General features: G+C 63.5%; 20 protein-coding genes. 4 read left to right on the top strand and 16 right to left on the bottom strand.

Annotated features, from left to right (window positions below; translation table 11 throughout):
- Positions 1-53 precede the first annotated feature (53 nt).
- Both ACZ1G8_RS09875 and ACZ1G8_RS09870 read left to right on the top strand, forming a co-directional pair.
- The gene (locus ACZ1G8_RS09875; RefSeq protein ID WP_472679248.1) at positions 54-185 is read left to right on the top strand and encodes an entericidin A/B family lipoprotein; all 132 of its coding nucleotides are present in this window, start codon (positions 54-56) and stop codon (positions 183-185) included.
- Positions 186-188: 3 nt separating this feature from the next.
- Entirely contained in the window at positions 189-338 is a 150-nt protein-coding gene (locus tag ACZ1G8_RS09870) for an entericidin A/B family lipoprotein (RefSeq protein WP_472679247.1), read from the top strand.
- A 59-nt stretch (positions 339-397) separates the two neighbouring features.
- On the opposite strand, the gene ACZ1G8_RS09865 is transcribed toward ACZ1G8_RS09870, so the two are convergent.
- From ACZ1G8_RS09865 to ACZ1G8_RS09790, 16 genes are all read right to left on the bottom strand, one after another.
- Positions 398-997: a DUF938 domain-containing protein gene (locus tag ACZ1G8_RS09865; protein WP_472679246.1), complete on the bottom strand. Its 600-nt coding sequence runs from the start codon at positions 995-997 to the stop codon at positions 398-400.
- Complete coding sequence (locus ACZ1G8_RS09860) at positions 994-2544, bottom strand: fatty acid--CoA ligase (protein WP_472679245.1); 1551 nt, start codon at positions 2542-2544, stop codon at positions 994-996. Before ACZ1G8_RS09860 ends, ACZ1G8_RS09865 begins: the two co-directional genes overlap by 4 nt.
- 54 nt (positions 2545-2598) lie before the next feature.
- Complete coding sequence (locus ACZ1G8_RS09855; protein WP_472679244.1) at positions 2599-3048, bottom strand: ABA4-like family protein; 450 nt, start codon at positions 3046-3048, stop codon at positions 2599-2601.
- 11 nt (positions 3049-3059) lie between these two features.
- Entirely contained in the window at positions 3060-3755 is a 696-nt protein-coding gene (locus tag ACZ1G8_RS09850) for an NAD(P)H-binding protein (protein WP_472679243.1), read from the bottom strand.
- Complete coding sequence (locus tag ACZ1G8_RS09845) at positions 3748-4908, bottom strand: deoxyguanosinetriphosphate triphosphohydrolase (protein WP_472679242.1); 1161 nt, start codon at positions 4906-4908, stop codon at positions 3748-3750. The genes ACZ1G8_RS09850 and ACZ1G8_RS09845 overlap by 8 nt, the downstream gene beginning before the upstream one ends.
- A gap of 157 nt (positions 4909-5065) precedes the next feature.
- Complete coding sequence (locus ACZ1G8_RS09840) at positions 5066-6187, bottom strand: S8 family serine peptidase (RefSeq protein ID WP_472679241.1); 1122 nt, start codon at positions 6185-6187, stop codon at positions 5066-5068.
- A 149-nt stretch (positions 6188-6336) separates the two neighbouring features.
- The gene (locus tag ACZ1G8_RS09835; protein WP_472679240.1) at positions 6337-7032 is read right to left on the bottom strand and encodes an aspartate/glutamate racemase family protein; all 696 of its coding nucleotides are present in this window, start codon (positions 7030-7032) and stop codon (positions 6337-6339) included.
- Between the two features lie 52 nt (positions 7033-7084).
- On the bottom strand, positions 7085-8086 hold the full coding sequence (locus ACZ1G8_RS09830) for an alpha/beta fold hydrolase (RefSeq protein WP_472679239.1): 1002 nt from the start codon (positions 8084-8086) through the stop codon (positions 7085-7087).
- On the bottom strand, positions 8083-9093 hold the full coding sequence (locus ACZ1G8_RS09825) for an SO2930 family diheme c-type cytochrome (protein ID WP_472679238.1): 1011 nt from the start codon (positions 9091-9093) through the stop codon (positions 8083-8085). The genes ACZ1G8_RS09830 and ACZ1G8_RS09825 overlap by 4 nt, the downstream gene beginning before the upstream one ends.
- Entirely contained in the window at positions 9090-10280 is a 1191-nt protein-coding gene (locus ACZ1G8_RS09820) for a parallel beta-helix domain-containing protein (protein WP_472679237.1), read from the bottom strand. Before ACZ1G8_RS09820 ends, ACZ1G8_RS09825 begins: the two co-directional genes overlap by 4 nt.
- 56 nt (positions 10281-10336) lie before the next feature.
- A complete protein-coding gene (locus ACZ1G8_RS09815) occupies positions 10337-10678 on the bottom strand; it encodes a hypothetical protein (protein ID WP_472679236.1) in 342 nt (113 codons plus the stop codon).
- A gap of 4 nt (positions 10679-10682) precedes the next feature.
- A complete protein-coding gene (locus ACZ1G8_RS09810) occupies positions 10683-12158 on the bottom strand; it encodes an NAD(P)(+) transhydrogenase (Re/Si-specific) subunit beta (protein ID WP_472679235.1) in 1476 nt (491 codons plus the stop codon).
- Entirely contained in the window at positions 12155-12439 is a 285-nt protein-coding gene (locus tag ACZ1G8_RS09805; RefSeq protein WP_221428998.1) for an NAD(P) transhydrogenase subunit alpha part 2, read from the bottom strand. The genes ACZ1G8_RS09810 and ACZ1G8_RS09805 overlap by 4 nt, the downstream gene beginning before the upstream one ends.
- Entirely contained in the window at positions 12439-12573 is a 135-nt protein-coding gene (locus ACZ1G8_RS09800; RefSeq protein ID WP_472679234.1) for a hypothetical protein, read from the bottom strand. Before ACZ1G8_RS09800 ends, ACZ1G8_RS09805 begins: the two co-directional genes overlap by 1 nt.
- Positions 12574-13695 (bottom strand): NAD(P) transhydrogenase subunit alpha, encoded by a 1122-nt coding sequence (locus tag ACZ1G8_RS09795; protein WP_472679233.1) that lies wholly within the window; start codon positions 13693-13695, stop codon positions 12574-12576.
- An 11-nt stretch (positions 13696-13706) separates the two neighbouring features.
- Positions 13707-13832, bottom strand: a complete 126-nt coding sequence (locus ACZ1G8_RS09790) for an aa3-type cytochrome c oxidase subunit IV (protein WP_221429000.1) — start codon at positions 13830-13832, stop codon at positions 13707-13709.
- A 193-nt stretch (positions 13833-14025) separates the two neighbouring features.
- Between ACZ1G8_RS09790 and ACZ1G8_RS09785 the strand changes: the two genes are divergently transcribed.
- Entirely contained in the window at positions 14026-15441 is a 1416-nt protein-coding gene (locus ACZ1G8_RS09785) for a sigma-54-dependent transcriptional regulator (protein ID WP_472679232.1), read from the top strand.
- A gap of 10 nt (positions 15442-15451) precedes the next feature.
- Complete coding sequence (locus ACZ1G8_RS09780; protein WP_472679231.1) at positions 15452-15868, top strand: hypothetical protein; 417 nt, start codon at positions 15452-15454, stop codon at positions 15866-15868.
- Positions 15869-15916: the final 48 nt, after the last annotated feature.

Genomic DNA, 15916 nt, shown 5'->3' with positions numbered 1-15916 from the left:
CGTTCTTCCCGCACGAACGCTCGATACTTGAGCCCTTCGGGAAGGATGCTATTATGATCAAGAAACTGCTTATCGCCTTCGGAATTACCACGATGAGCCTTGGCGCTACTGCCTGCAACACGGTGCAGGGCCTTGGTGAAGACGTACAATCGGTTGGCGAGGCCGGTGAGGATGCAATCGATTAAGCCATGAAAAACAAGACCGAACTCTTCAGGAAATCCATGCTGTTGCTGTCAGCTGCCGCCCTTTCTCTGGGCAGCGCCGCCTGCAACACGGTCAAGGGCCTCGGCGAGGACATCAAGTCCGTCGGCGAAGCAGGCGAGGAAGCGATCGACTGATCGCGGATCGTCTAATTCACTGAAGAATGAAACGCCCGCCCTCACCGGCGGGCGTTTTGCTATGTATCGAGCCGGCGATAGACCAGCGTCAGATTGTTCGCCGGCATTGCGTATCGAGCAGTGCGCTCGAAGCCTGTTTTCGTTGCCAGTTCATCCATCCGGGACAGGCGCCTGATCCCCCAGGCGGGATTGCGGGCACGCAGGCTCTCGTCGAAAGCGGTGTTTGAAGCGGCGGTCTCTACGTCGTCCTCGAAATATGGACCGTAGAGGATCAGCGGCGCTTCCGAGGCGAGGATGCCGGCAGCGCCGCGAAACAACCCTTCGCTCGCCTCCCAGGGGCTGATGTGAACCATGTTCACGCACAGCACGGCATCGGCTTCATCGATCGGCCAAGGGCCTTGGGTGGCATCGATTTCGACCGCAGGGCGGAGATTACCCGGCCCTGCCTCGCTCGCCCAGCTGCCGATCGACATGAGCGCATCGCTTTCCCGGTCGCTGGGCTGCCAATCGAGCGCCGGGAAACGGCTGGCCATGAAGACCGCATGCTCGCCCGAGCCGCTGGCTATCTCCAGCACCAGACCGCTTGCGGGCAGTTCATTTCCGAGGACATCGGCGAGCGGCTGGGAATTGCGCGCCGTTGCCGGCGCATGACGCTTCAATTCACCTGCCTCTCGCGACCTTCCCAGTAGGGAGCGCGCAGGTCCTTGCGAAGGATCTTGCCTGAGGCGTTGCGCGGCATCACGTCGATCACATCGACGCTCTTGGGGACCTTGAACCCGGCGAGACGCTCGCGCGTCCATTCGATGATCGATTTCTCGTCCACCTCTTCGCCCGGCTTGGCGACGACGCAGGCCTTCACTGCCTCTCCCCAGGTGTCGTCGGGCACGCCGATGACAGCCACTTCGCTGATGGCGGGGTGGCCATAAATCGCGCTTTCGACCTGTGCGGGATAGACGTTCTCGCCGCCCGAAATGATCATGTCCTTGATCCGGTCCTGGATGAAGACATAGCCGTCCTCGTCCATGTAGGCCGCGTCGCCCGTGTGCATCCACCCGTACTTGAGCGAGCTTTCGGTCGCCTCCGGCAGGTTCCAGTAGCCCGCCATGTTCGAAGGGCTCCTGCAGATGAGTTCGCCCACCTCGCCGCGCGGCAGTTCCTCGCCGTCCTCGCCGATGACCTTCAGTTCCGCCCCGGGAACAGCCTTGCCGGCAGACTTCATCCGCTCGTTACCTTCGAGCGAATGATCCTCGGGCGGTAGCGCAGCGATCGTGCCGGTGGTCTCGGTCATGCCGTAGCATTGCATGAAGCCCGCATCGGGAATGGTGCGCACAGCCTCGCGCAGCAGGTCGAGCGGGATCGGGGCCGCGCCGTACATCACGTATTTGATCGCCGACATGTCGGTATCTTTCGCGCGCGGGTGCTGCACCACCATCTGCAGCGCGGCAGGTACGATGAAGAGCCTCGTGATGCCCTGCTCGAATCCGTCGAGCACGCCGTCGGGCGTGAACTCTTCCTGCACGATGGCCCTGATGCCGGACCCCATCGCCATGATGCCGAGTCCCGTGCCCCCGATATGCGCGCAGGGCATGCACACGAGGATCGCCTCGTCATCGTCGAAATGCGACCAGGGCTGGCCTTCCTCCTGGCTCGGAACGCGCAGAGAGAAGAGGTTGCGGTTGGTCAGCACCGCCCCCTTGGGATTGCCGGTGGTGCCGGAGGTGTAGAGCTGCAGCACGGCATCGTCCGGTCCCGCAGCCGTGAAATCGTCGGCCGGTGCCGCTTCGATGGCGGCAAGCGCATCGGGTGTCGACATCACTTCGGGCGGCGTGTCCATCTGGCTGCACGCCTTCTGCGCCAGCTCCTCGAAGCCTTCGCCGAGCAGCAGGAGCTTCGCCCCGGTATCGCCGAGGATATAGGCCACTTCGGGTGCAGCAAGGCGCCAGCCGATCGGCACCATCACCGCGCCGACACGCGCGGCGGAATAGAACAGCTCGAAATAGTGTCGCGAGTTCTTGCCAAGCCAGGCGATACGGTCGCCCCTGCCCACGCCGTGTGCGGCCAGCATGGCGACAATCTTGCGGCTGCGCGGTTCGAGCTCGCCGAAACTGATCGCCTCGCCGTCCTGCTCCAGCGCGATATTGTCGGGTCGCTCCTGCGCCCAGTGGCGAATGAACTCGTCGAAACTGAGCTTGGGCTCTTCACTCATGCGGCTCTCCTCTCGGGAGCCATCATGCCATGCACCGGCCAGCGCGCAAGAACCCTATTGCCAGCGGCCGCCTTCGCGCGCGCGGCGCTCGCGCACGACGAGCCAGATGAAGAGGCCCAGCGGTCCGGCCATAAAGGTCGCAAGCAGGATGGGTGCCTGCACCAGCCGCGAGAAGCCTTTGGCATCCGCGTCGCGCGCGATCCAGATGCCGACGAAGAGGTCGAAGGCGAGATAGTGGATCCAGCCGACCGTCACTCCGCCGTCACTTGCGAATATCCGGCGTACACCCTCGATCGAGCCGAAATCCATGCTCGCCGAACCACCGACGGGGTCGAGCAAGCCACTGACGATGCCGATCAGCCCGAGCGAGTAGGCAGCACAGAGCAGTCCGACGCCCAGATAGAGCGCGGCCGCGAGCAGGGCCGGCCAGCGCGGCAGGAGGATGAGCGCGGCCCACATCGCTAGTGCGAGGATATTGGCTGCACTGAACGCGATCGACCACATCTCGCTTCTCCTCAATCGGCCACGAGTTGCGGCAGGGTTCGCGCAGCGCGGTGGATGGCGTCGTTATCGTGGACGAAACGGCCACGTGCCGCACGCCTGCTGAGCGCGAGCGCCGCTTGCGCGACTGTTTCTGCCTTGATGGCCCGGTACTGGCGATAGGCGCCATGCAGGAAGAGGTTTGCCACGGGGGCCGCCGCGATGCCGATACGCTCTGCGGTCCGCCGGTCGTTCTCGCGCTTGCCGACGAGCAAGCCTGGTCGGAGGATGTCGAGGCGGTTGAAGCGGACGCGCGTCAGGTCGCGCTCCATCTCGCCTTTCACCCTCAGGTAGAACTGCTTGGACGCGATATTCGCGCCGACCGAGCTGACGCAGACGAAGCGTTCGACGCCATGCTCCTTGGCGGCCTGCGCGGTCTCGATTACGAGGTCGTAATCGACCGCCCGGAAGGCTGCCTCGTCCTCGCCAGCTTTCTTCCAGGTGGTGCCAAGCGCGCAGATGACCGCCTTCGGACGGAGCGCTTCGAGGACCTCGCCCCACTTCGCTGGTTCCGCGACGAAATATTCGATGCGAAGCCCGCGCGGAAAGGACGTCTCACGCCGGCCGATGCCTTGCAGGCGCACGTCTTCGCGGCCGATGCATTCTTCCATGACCTTGCCGCCAATGAGGCCGGTCGCGCCGATCAGGCAGAGGCGCAGCGCGTCAGACATTGGACAAGCCCTCGGGTGCCTGGCCGTAGATACGGCGGCACTGGTCGATAGCGAAGCGGTCCGTCATACCGGCGATGAAATCGGCGATGTGGCGGCTCGTATGCGGATCGCCCGAAGGCAGCTGGTCGGCCCAGCCGTTGGGCATGATCTTCGGATCGTCGCGATAGGCCGCAAAGAGCCGTGAGACGACATCGCGCGCACGCTCCGACGTCTGGATCTGCTCGGGATGGTAATAGAGCCGCTCGTACATGAACTTCTTCAATCGTCTTTCTTCGACAGCCATTTCCGGCGAGAATCCCGCCGTCTGCTCGCCCGCTCCCCTCGCCTCGTCGGCGCTGGCCATGCCTTTCACCCGTGCGCGCGTGTTTTCAAGCACGTCGTTGACCATCAGCCCGATCTGGCTGCGCACGAGCTCGCGCAGCTGGATCTCGCGCGGCGCGTGCGGAAAGCGCTTTTCGACTCGTCGGAACTGGTCCGCGAGAAGGTCCAGCTCCATCAGGTCGTCGAGCGACAGGAAGCCTGCCCTCAGGCCATCGTCGATATCGTGATTGTCATAGGCGATGTCGTCGGCAACCGCCGCCACCTGCGCTTCGAGCGATGGCCACTGGCCAAGTTCTAGGCTGAAAGCATCGTCGATCTCGGCGAGCGCCCAGTTCGACGTCTTCACCGGACCATTGTGCTTCGCCATCCCCTCGAGCATTTCCCAGGTCAGATTAAGCCCGGGATGGTCGGGATAGGGGCTTTCGAGCCGCGCCAGCACGCGGATGCCATGCGCGTTGTGATCGTAGCTGCCCGCATGCGTCATCGCATCCTCGAGCGCTTCCTCGCCTGCGTGACCGAAGGGCGGATGGCCGATATCGTGGGCAAGGCACAGAGCCTCGGTCAGGTCCTCGTCGAGACCGAGTTCGCGCGCGATGACCCTGCCGATCTGCGCGACTTCTAGGCTGTGCGTGAGCCGCGTGCGGTAGTGATCGCCGTCGGGCGCCACGAAGACCTGCGTCTTGGAGCGCAGCCGCCGGAAAGCGATAGAATGGATGATCCTGTCGCGATCGCGCTGGAATTCGCTGCGCGGACCGCGCGCACCGTCGCGGTCCTCGGCAAACTCGCGTCCGCGCGAGGCGGCGGGATCGGCGGCGTACGGGGCTCTTTGCATGCGGGAGTGAGGCTTAGGTCAGCCGATTCACCGCGACAACGTGAACGAAAAGCGAACCCGCAGGCTTTTCGTCAGAACGCGCTTTGCGAGCGGGCAAAGAAAAGGGCCGCGCGTCCTGAAACGCGCGGCCCGACCGGATGGTTGCGACCCTCGGCTATCAGTTGACGCCGATCGTATCCGGATTTCCGTCAGGGTCTCCGTTCACCGAACCACCGCTGCGGATCGAACCGAGCAGCAGCAGGCCTGCGGCGTGCGGGCTAGCCATCGAGGTGCCCGAAAGCGTCGCATAGCCGCCCCCCTTGTAGGTCGAGAGGATGCCCGAGCCGGGCTCCGCGAAATCGACCGGCGGGTTGCCGTAGTTGGAGAAGCTCGACCAGTTGTCGCCCTGTGCGAACGAGCTGATCGTGTAGATGTTCGGGTGGTTTGCCGAAGCGGGGGACTTGGTGGTCGCGCTGGTGCTTTCGTTACCGGCAGCAAGCGCGAAGCGCAGGCCGGTCTGGGCAGCAGCTATAACAGCGTCGTTCAGCGCCTGGCTGAAACCGCCACCGAGCGACATGTTCGCCACGTCGTTCGAATTGGCGATCTGTGCCGCATATTCGATGCCCGCGATCACGCCGCTTGTCGAACCCGAACCACGACGGTCGAGGACCTTGATACCGATGACTTCGACGCCCGGTGCAACACCGATCACACCGATGTTGTTGTCGATGGCAGCGATGGTGCCGGCAACGTGCGTGCCGTGGCCATTGCCGTCGTCGGCGTTCTTATCGCGGGTAAAGTTGACCGAGAGGCCGACGTTTACATTAAGATCTGGGTGGTCGAGATCGACGCCACTATCGAGGACGAGCGCACGGCCGGTTGCACCGGTCTGGCCGCCACCGACACGCGTAATGCCCCAAGGCGTGGTCTGCGAAGGCTGGCTGCCGCCGTCATCGCCGCCCTTGCCCTTGCCCGGAGGCGGAGCCGAGGTGGTGTAGACCTGGTCCTGCTCGCAATATGCGATGCGCGGGTTCTTCGCCTGCATGTTGGCGACGCCCTGAGCCGATGCGTTCACGGCGAAGCCGCGGATCGTACGCTCGTAGGTGAACTTGACGTTGCCACCGGCAGCGCGTGCCGAACGGTTGGCTTCCGCCTTGACCGAACCCTGGCCCACGAGGCCGGGGTTGAACACGCAGACGTATTGGTTTTCGATCTTCTGTGCAGCGGCAGGCGTAGCGACAGCTGCTCCCGCAAGCGCAACGAAGCTTACGGTCGCGAGGCGACCCATGGTAATTTTCATATGTGCAGTCCCTTCCCAGAGAATTGAGAAGGCTAGAATGCCGCCCATTCACGCGGTGACAACCGGGTGAAGGTTAATTTCCCTTGAAAGATTCCCACTGTCACCAAAATGTCGCAATTATACAACTTGGGTTGCAGTTCGAAATCAAATTATGTTGCGTCCAGCATCCAGTCGACGGCAGCTTTGCAATGGATGTCGGTAGAATCGAACACGGGCAGGACATTTGCATCCGTGTCGACCACGAGCTCCAGTTCGGTGCAGGCCAGAACGATGGCTTTCGCCCCCTCCTTTTCCTTCATCGTGATGATCGACTTCAGCGCGCGCTCGGCATCGCGGGTGACCCGGCCGAGCATCAATTCCTTGTAGATGATGCCGTCGACCAGCTCGACATCGCTGGGATCGGGGGGAAGCAGGTCGACGCCGTATGACACCAGCCGCTGGCGGTAGAAGCTCTCCGTCATGATGAAGCGCGTGCCCAGCAGCGCGGCATTGTTGCATTTGGCTTCCTGCATCGCCTTGCCGACGCTGTCCGCGATGTGGAGGACAGGGATCGAAATCGCCTCCGCCAGCCGGTCGTAGCATTTGTGCATGGTATTCGCCGCGACGACGAGACCTTCGGCACCTGCGTCTTCCAGCCGGCGCGCACTGTCGACGAGAATGCTTGCGATGCCATCCCAATCGTCCGACTGCTTCGCCTGGTAGATGCGCGAATAATCGAGGCTTTCGATCAGCATCGGCGCGCTCGCCATCGGCTGCGCGCGTTTTTGCACATTGCGATTGATACGTTCGTAGAAAGCGCGGGTCGAAATCCAGCTCATCCCGCCGATGAGGCCCAGTGTACGCAAGAACGACGCTCCTTCGAGAAGATGTCACGCCGCCTAGGTGCGGCCCCCGTGTTCAAGGGGTTAGAACGGCCTCGTCCGCCCGCGGTTCCATCGAACCGGCAGGACCGAGCCGCATCTCCGAAAGCCAGACCATGAGATCGGTCGCGCTTCGCTCGGGTGCTTCTTCCATCGGGATATGACCGATGCCGTCATAGGCGACGAGCGTGGCGTCCGGCAGGTGCTCGGCATACCACTCACCCGCATCGAAGGGGATCAGCGCGTCCTCCTTCCCCCACATGACGAGCGTGGGCACGCGGATGCCCGAGACGGTTTCCGCGTCGAAAGCGGTGCGCTCCTGCGAGAAACGTTTGCGCGTCGCGCTGCGGTTGCCCGGATAGCGCGCCAGCTGCCAGTATCGGTCGATCGCCTCATCAGTGACGATATCCTGGTTCGTGACGCTCTGCGACAGGCTGCGCGCGACCAACGAACGCGGCAACAGCTGGCTCATCACGTCACCTACCACCGGCATTCCGGCTAGAGTGAACGCGATGTTTCCGCCGCCCTCGCGCCTGACTGGCGCGCCGCCCGCATCGACGAGCACAAGCGCCTCGAGCCGTCCGGGGTTCTCGATCGCATAGCCGGCGGCAATCCAGCCGCCCATCGAATTGCCGACAAGCGTGAACGTGGTGAGGTCAAGCTCGTCCGCCACCGCAGTCACGTCGGCAACGAAGCCGCCGAGAGTATAGTCGTCGTCCAATGCCGGGCCGGTCAGCCCATGACCGCGCTGGTCGTAACGGATGACGCGGTAGTCTTCGGAGAGCATGTCCGCCCAGGCCTGCCATGTATGCAGGTCGGCGTTCGAACCGTGCAGGAGGATGATAGCGGGCGCATCGCGCGGCCCTTCATCGCGAAGGTGGATCTCGCGTCCATCCTCGAGCGCGAGGAACTGCGAAGGCTCCTCTGCATATTTCGCGCGCATCTCCTCGGGATCGGTATCGGGCACGCGAAACGCAAGAAAAGCGATCACAAGCAAGGCCGCGAGTATTCCCAGGCCGCGCAACAGCCACTTTTTCACTTGAGCTTACCCCCTGTTTCCATGCCTGCGATCCAGCGTCGTACCGCCTCGGCCCCTTCTTGGTCGACGCTGGCCTTGCCCAGTTCGGGCATGGCGACGCCGGGATCGTTGCTCAGCATCCGGTGCAGCAGGATCGATCCTTCCGGATCGCCCGGAACGATATCGAACAACAGGTCGCCCGCCCCTCGCCCGGCAGCCACCGGTCGTTTCATGATGCCCAGCGCCTTGGGATCGTCCTGCTCCCAACGCAGGTCCAGCCCGCTGTTCGACGCCATCGCGCCCGGCCGGTGGCAATGTGCGCAATTGACGTCGAGATAGGCGCGTGCGGCCTCTGCGGCATTCGCCTGTTCGCGATGTGCCCAGACGGGCAGTTGGTCCGCGCCTTCGGGCACTTCCCCGAAATGCCCCGTGAACCAGTCGGCCGAGAGATTGCGGACCTTGGGCCCGATCGGCACGACTTCGCCATCGAGTCCGTGACATTCCTTGCACTGGTTCTTGTTCGGGACACGGTAACTGATCGCCTCGCCTCTTGGCGTAGTCAGGTCGATCCTCGCTCCGGCAATCGCGAGCCGCGCATCGGTCTGCTCCTCGTTCCAGAGGTAGGGCAATGCGAGCCAGCCATCGGCACGGTGGAGGAGGACACGCGTCTCGATCAGGCGGCGCTCGTCGCCTTCGCCGAATGCGAAGGTCTTGATCAGCGCGCTGCCGACCGGAAATTCGAGCAAGCCCTCCCCATCGGCCACGGGTTCGGTACCGAAGGGGGTGTAAATGAAGCGGAGCTTCTCGGCCCCGTCCGAATAGAGCGGCGTATTGAGCTCGTACTTGTAGACGCCCGGGCCGACGTCATGCGCCTGAAGATTGCTGAAGAACCCATACTCGGACAGCAGGCGCGGAAAGCCCGGGCCGCTGACCGCCTCGTCATTGACCGGCTCGGGCATGGCAGGCGGCATGGCCATGGCTGCCGCCGCGCAGCATGCCGATATGCCGAGAAGCAACCTGCCGATCATCCCGCGAGCCGCGCCTCCAGTTCGGCGGGAGCGCCAATGCCGCTGCTATCGAATTCGCTTTCCGGTGCGGGCGCGGAAAGCGGCGCGGGCTGCGCGTCGCCAAGTCCCTTGCCCTGCTCGGTAAGGTTGAGCGTCCAGCCGGGCGTATCGCCGGTGACATAGAGGCTGCCGAGACCGTCCCACATGACCGGGGGAAGCGCGCCGCCGAAGGCCGCCTTGAGCATTTCACCACCCTCGAGCTGCGGATCGTAACCGCCTCCGTCGAACTGGTTCTCACCCACCACGACGCCGCGCGGAAGCGGGTTGTAGCGCTCGTCCTCGAAGGGCTGGACGTAGGCAATCACCATGACCGGCGCGGTCGGATTGCCCGAGAGGATGTTATCCTCGATCAGCACGTCCTCGTTCGCCATCACCATGATGCCCGTGCCGCGACGCACACCAGCAACGATATTGCCCGGAGGCGCGAAGTTGGGCGTGTCATTCGCGACCACGAGATTGTTGCGCACGATCACGTTGCCGCCACCCATGACGGGCAGGTCGGGAAGGTCGAACACGAGGATACCGCCCGTGTTGCGCGTGGCGATATTGTGCTCGACCAGCGCGTTACGGCTGTTCTCGATCTCGATCCCCGCGACATTCGCCTCGGCAATCGAGTTGCGCACCGTGATCTGGTTAGACTGTCCGACATAGATCCCGGCATCGCTCGCGCCGGTGACCTTCACCCCATCGACCAACACGCCGGTGCTTTCCACCGGATAGATCGCGTAGGCGCCGTTCTCGGGATGAGGGCCGCGCGTCCAGGTGACGCGGATGCGGTGGTAGACGATGTGATCGGCGCCCTTCGACTTGATCCCGTCGCCCTTGGGGTTCTCCATCGCGAAATCGCGCAAGGTGACATTGTCGCTGGTGACCAGCAGCCCCTCTCCCGCGCCTGCCTGCGCGGTGAAATCGAGAACCGTCCCGTCCATCCCGGCCCCGCGGACCGTAACGCCGTCGACATCGAGGCTGAGCCCGTCGGTGAGCTCGTAACGCCCGGCAGCAAGGACGATCTCGTCGCCGGGCTGCGCCAGGATCAGTGCTTCCTGCAGGCGCTCCTGCGCGCCCTCGCCCGGTTCGATGGAATGCGTTTCGGCCAGCACGGGCGCGGCGCTGGCGAGCAGGACGGCTGAAAAAGCAGTGCGGATCATGAGTCTCTCCCTCTTGAGGGCCATGATGCCGCAGTGCGGACCGATTGCAAGTGGCGCTATCCGCGCGAGAACGCGCAAATCGCGGCTGAGGAGCCGACGACCTCGATCACCTCTGCATCCTCGACAGTGCGAAGCCGCTCGAGGAACTCGATCGTGCTTGTCGGAAGGCCCGCCTCCTTCTCGCGCACGCGGAGGCGCTCCAGCTCGCGGAGCTGGTCAATCGTGAGACGTTCGGAAAGGCGTGTGCCCATGCAGGCGGCGACCGGCTGCGGCACGCCGCGCTCCACCAGAGCGCTTTCTATGCGTGCCGCGGTGACCCGCTCGAAGCCGCCGAAATAGCCCCACAGGCCGATGCCGACGAGCGCCAGCAGGATGATAGCAATCAGTGTCTTGCGCATTAGGCTAGTCGATCGCCTTCACGATTTCCTCGACCATCTTCTTCGCGTCGGACAGCAGCATCATCGTCTGGTCCATGTAGAAGACGTCGTTGTCGACGCCCGCATAGCCCACGCCGCCCATCGAGCGCTTGATGAAGAAGACCTGCTTGGCCTTGTCCACGTCGAACACCGGCATGCCGTAGATGGGCGACGACTTGTCGGTCTTGGCAGCCGGGTTCACCACATCGTTCGCGCCGATGATGAAGGCGACGTCGGCCTGCGCGAACTCGGAGTTGATGTCTTCCAGCTCGAACACGTTCTCGTAAGGCACGCTAGCCTCGGCGAGGAGCACGTTCATATGCCCCGGCATGCGTCCGGCGACGGGGTGGATGGCGTACTTCACCTCCACGCCCTTTTCCTCCAGCAGGTCCGCCATTTCGCGAAGCGCATGCTGCGCCTGCGCCACCGCCATGCCGTAACCCGGGATGATAATGACCTTCTCTGCCTGTTCGAGCATGAAGGCCGCATCGGCGGCGCTGCCCTGCTTGTAGGGGCGCTGCTCCTTCGCCTCGCCCCCGCCCGCGCTCGCGTCAGCGCCGAAGCCGCCCGCGATTACGGAGATAAAGCTGCGGTTCATCGCGCGGCACATGATGTAGCTCAGGATCGCACCCGAAGAACCGACCAACGCGCCGGTGATGATCATCGCCGTATTACCGAGCGTGAAGCCCATCGCAGCGGCTGCCCAGCCCGAATAGGAGTTCAACATCGACACCACGACCGGCATGTCCGCCCCGCCGATGGGGATGATCAGCAGAAACCCGATGAGGAATGCGAGCACGGTCAGCGCAACGATCAGCGGCATCGTGTCGTTCGGTCCCGCCAGCGCGAAGAGCGCGGTCAGCACGATGATCGCCGCAAGCGTGCCGAGATTGATCACATGGCGAGCAGGCAGCAGGATCGGCGATCCGCTCATCCGGCCCGAAAGCTTGGCAAAGGCAATCACCGAGCCCGAGAAGGTGATCGCACCGATGGCGATACCGAGGCCCATCTCGACCTTGCTGACCGGAGAAATCCCCCCATCGACCAGCAGGCCGAAAGCGCCCGGATTGAGATAGGCCGCCCAACCCACCAGCACTGCTGCAAGGCCGACCAGCGAGTGGAAGCCCGCGACCAGTTCGGGCATCGCGGTCATCGCAATCCTGCGCGCGATGGTGAAGCCGATGATCCCGCCGAGGAAAATGGCGATCCCGATCTCGACGATATTGGCGATGTCGTGCGTCACCAGCGTCGTGACCACGGCGATCAGCATGCCGATGATCCCGAAGCGGTTACCGGTCCGGCTCGTCGAAGGCGATGAGAGCCCGCGCAGCGCGAGGATGAAGAAAACGCCTGCCACGAGATAGGCGAGCGCAACCCACGGGTTCACTGCCTCACCGGTTGCGGCATGGGCCGGAGAAGCCAGCGCCAGGAAGGGCGCGGCAAGGAGAAGGCGATGCATCACTTCTTCTCCTTCTTCTTGTACATGGCGAGCATGCGTTCGGTGACGGCAAAGCCGCCGAAAATATTGATGCTGGCGAGGACGACGCCGGCAAGCCCCAGCCACTTGGCAATCGGACTACCCGCCTCGGCCGCCGCAATCAGCGCACCGACGATGATCACCGAGGAAATCGCGTTGGTCACCGCCATCAGCGGCGTGTGCAGCGCGGGCGTGACCGACCAGACTACGTAATAGCCGACGAAACACGCCAGCACGAAGATCGACAGGATAGAAATAAAGTCCATTAGTCGGCGGCCTCCGCTCTGTTGTCTCGTTCAGCCATATCGGCACCGACCGTGTACCCGGCCCGGTAGGAGAGGAATGCGATCCCGACGAGCAGCAACGCTGCGAATGCCAGCCAGCCGATCTTGCCCATCACCTAACCCGCCAGCCTCTCGTTCACGACCTTCCCGCCTTGCGTCAGCCGTACGGCATCGCCGATTTCCTCGTCGAGCACGGGCTTGCCTGTCTCAGTATCCCAGAAGGCGGACAGGAAATTGTAGAGGTTGCGCGCGAACAGCGCCGAAGCGTCTGCCGCGAGATGCGCGGGGGTGTTCGAAAAACCGATGATCTTCACGCCGTGCTTCACCACGGTCTCGTCGGGCTTCGAGCCCTCGACATTGCCGCCCTGCGCCACGGCGAGATCGAAGATCACGCTGCCCGGCTTCATCGTGGCGATCTGCGCGTCCGAGATCAGCCGCGGAGCGGGCCTACCCGGGATCAGCGCGGTGGTGATGACGATATCCTGCTTGGCGATGTGCGAGCTGACCAGTTGGGCCTGCGCCTTCTGGTACTCCTCGCTCATTTCGGTGGCATAGCCGCCCGAACCTTCGCCTTCGATACCCTCGACGCTTTCAACAAAGACGGGCTTCGCGCCGAGCGACATGATCTGCTCTTTCGTGGCCGAGCGCACGTCTGTCGCGCTTACTTGCGCGCCCAGCCGCTTGGCGGTCGCAATCGCCTGAAGCCCTGCAACGCCCACGCCCATGACGAAGCACTTGGCAGCCTGCACCGTGCCTGCTGCGGTCATCATCATCGGGAATGCGCGGCCATATTCATCGGCGCTGGCGATCACCGCCTTGTAGCCTGCAAGGTTCGACTGGCTTGAGAGCACGTCCATGCTCTGCGCACGCGTGATGCGCGGCATGAATTCCATGGAAAGCGCCTCGAAACCGGCCTTGGCATAGGCTTCGACGAGTTCACCATTGCGGAACGGGTCGAAGGTCGCTGCCACCCAGGCGCCATCCTTCGCGCCCGACAATGCGGCAACCTCGGGCGCCTGCACGCCGAGCACGATGTCGGCGCCAGCGACTGCCTTGTCGCCCGCCAGCACTTCTGCACCTGCTTCCCCGAAAGCCTCGTCCGGGATGGAGGCTCCGGCCCCCGCACCTTCCTCGACCGCGACCGTGGCACCCAGCCCGGTGAATTTCTTCACCGTTTCGGGCGTCATGGCGACCCGGCTCTCGCCGGCCGCACGCTCCTTGAGCACCGCGATCTGCATGGGCCGCAGGCTCAGTTGGAAATCAGGATGACGACTACTGCCGTAATGATCGCGAGAAGCGGAACCACCCACTTCAACATGTCGATGAAGGAGCCGTAAGTCTTTTCGTGCGCCTTCCGGTCGTTTGCGGAACCCATCTCTATTTCCCTCGTGTGATTAGGTTGTTGAAGCGGGGTCTATCGCGCACTTTGCGGATCGACAAGTGCGGCACGCGCTCCCGAAGGCCAAACGAGGGCCTGTGCAGAGGCTTAATCGCCCCTTTACCCCTTTTTGCTAGGCCGAGGCGATGCCGAAGCCGCAATCGTGCGGCTGCCGAAGGAGCTAGAGCCAATGGCCAAGGATGACAGCCGCGTCCTCCTGCTGATCGATGACGAACCGGCGCAGAGCCGCGTCCTGTCGACGCTTGCCGCGCGCGACAGCTGGCGCTCGCTCACCGTGGACAATTGCGGCGACGCGATGGACGCGCTTACGGGCGGAGAAGGCACGAGCATTGCCGCCGTACTCGTTGACCAGCGCGTTCCGGGCGAAACGGCCTGCGATTTCATCCGCCAGATCAAGGCCGAGCGACCCGAGATCGCGGTCATCATGCTCACCGCAAGCACCTCGCCCCTGCTCGCCGTAGAGGCCATGCGTGCCGGTGCGCTCGACTACCTGATCAAGCCGGTCGCGCCCGAACGCCTGCTCACGGCGCTGCGTACCGCAACGCCCAGTATCGCCCCGCGCGATGAACTGCATCCTCTGTCCGAGAAGCTCTCTCCGATCCTCGAATTCGACGCGATGGTCGGCACCGACACCAATTTCCGCACCGCGCTGGCGAAAGCCGCGACAGCCGCCCGCGGGCACGGCCATGTCCTGATCGAAGGCGAGAGCGGGACGGGCAAGGAAATGCTGATGCGCGCGATGCACCATGCATCCACGAGGGCGAAGACCGATGTCGCGCTCGCCAGTTGCGCGGGCCAGGCCGAAAACGCGCTCGAATCTGCGCTGTTCGGTCACGAAAAGGGCGCCTTTGCGGGCGCTTTCGACCGCCAGGAGGGCGTCCTCCAGAAATGCGATGGCGGTACGGTACTGCTCGATGATGTCGAACAGCTGGGACTCGCGGCGCAAGAAACGCTTCTTGAGGTTCTTAAAAGCGGCATCGTCCGCCCGACAGGTGCGGCGCACGGTTTCAAGATCGATGTCCGGATCTTTGCCGCCAGCAATTTGCCGCTCGAACCGATGGTCGCCGACGGCAGCTTCAGTGCTGCGCTGTACGAGAAGCTTTCCGCCACTCGGATCGTCCTGCCGCCCCTGCGTGAGCGGGCTGCGGACATTCCGGCTCTGACGCGCTATTTCCTTGCCGAAATCGGCGAAAAGGAAGGCTTCACCCACCACTCGATCGCCGACAGCGGCCTGTCGCTTCTCGAGGCCTATGACTGGCCGGGCAATGTCCGCCAGCTACAGACGGTCCTATTCCGCGCCTGTGTCCACGAACAGCGCGAAGCACTGACCGCGCACAGCTTCCCGCACCTTTCCGAGATTCTCGGCGATGCCGACCGCGGCGAGAGCCGTGCGCGCGGGCTCGGCGTTCTGCTCTACCAGGACGATGGAAACCTGCGCCCGCTCGAAGAGATCGAGGCCGACATCATCCGCCTCGCGATCGGACACTACCGCGGCCGCATGACCGAAGTAGCGCGTCGCCTCGGGATCGGCCGCTCGACGCTTTACCGCAAGCTGGCCGACCTCGGCATCGACAACGCGGCCTGAGACAAACAACATGCTCATCGCTCTCGCCAAGCGTCTTGGCTTGATCTTCGGTTTCGCGCTGGTGATTTTCGCGATCGGCAGCGTGAAGAACATGGTCGACCCGCCCCCAGGTCAAGCGAATGCACGACCGAACATGGAACACACGAAGCTGGCCGCCCCGCTCCATGACCCGGTCATGCAATCGGCCCTCTCCCAGCTGCATGCCTCCGGGCGCTTCGAGGGTGAAACCGGCAATGGGGCTCGCATGGTCTTTCCGTCGGTCAGCGGGCAAGTGACACTCTCATCCGCTGACGTGCAGGCCCTCAACGCACTCTACCGAGCAATGAACGACGGGACCCCAGCCACTCGTACTCACGAGCAGCGACTGGAAGAGCTTCGCCGCGAAAGTCTCGACTACAATGGTTGGGGAAGCGACACCGCCTATTGATGTCTGGGTGCTTCGAAGCTAGCAGCACCCCTGCATTTTCGAGGAGCT

This window comes from Qipengyuania sp. BR81-2 (assembly GCF_055693895.1).
The sequence above is the reverse complement of the archived record's forward strand: the minus strand, read 5'-3'. Positions and strand labels throughout refer to the sequence as shown.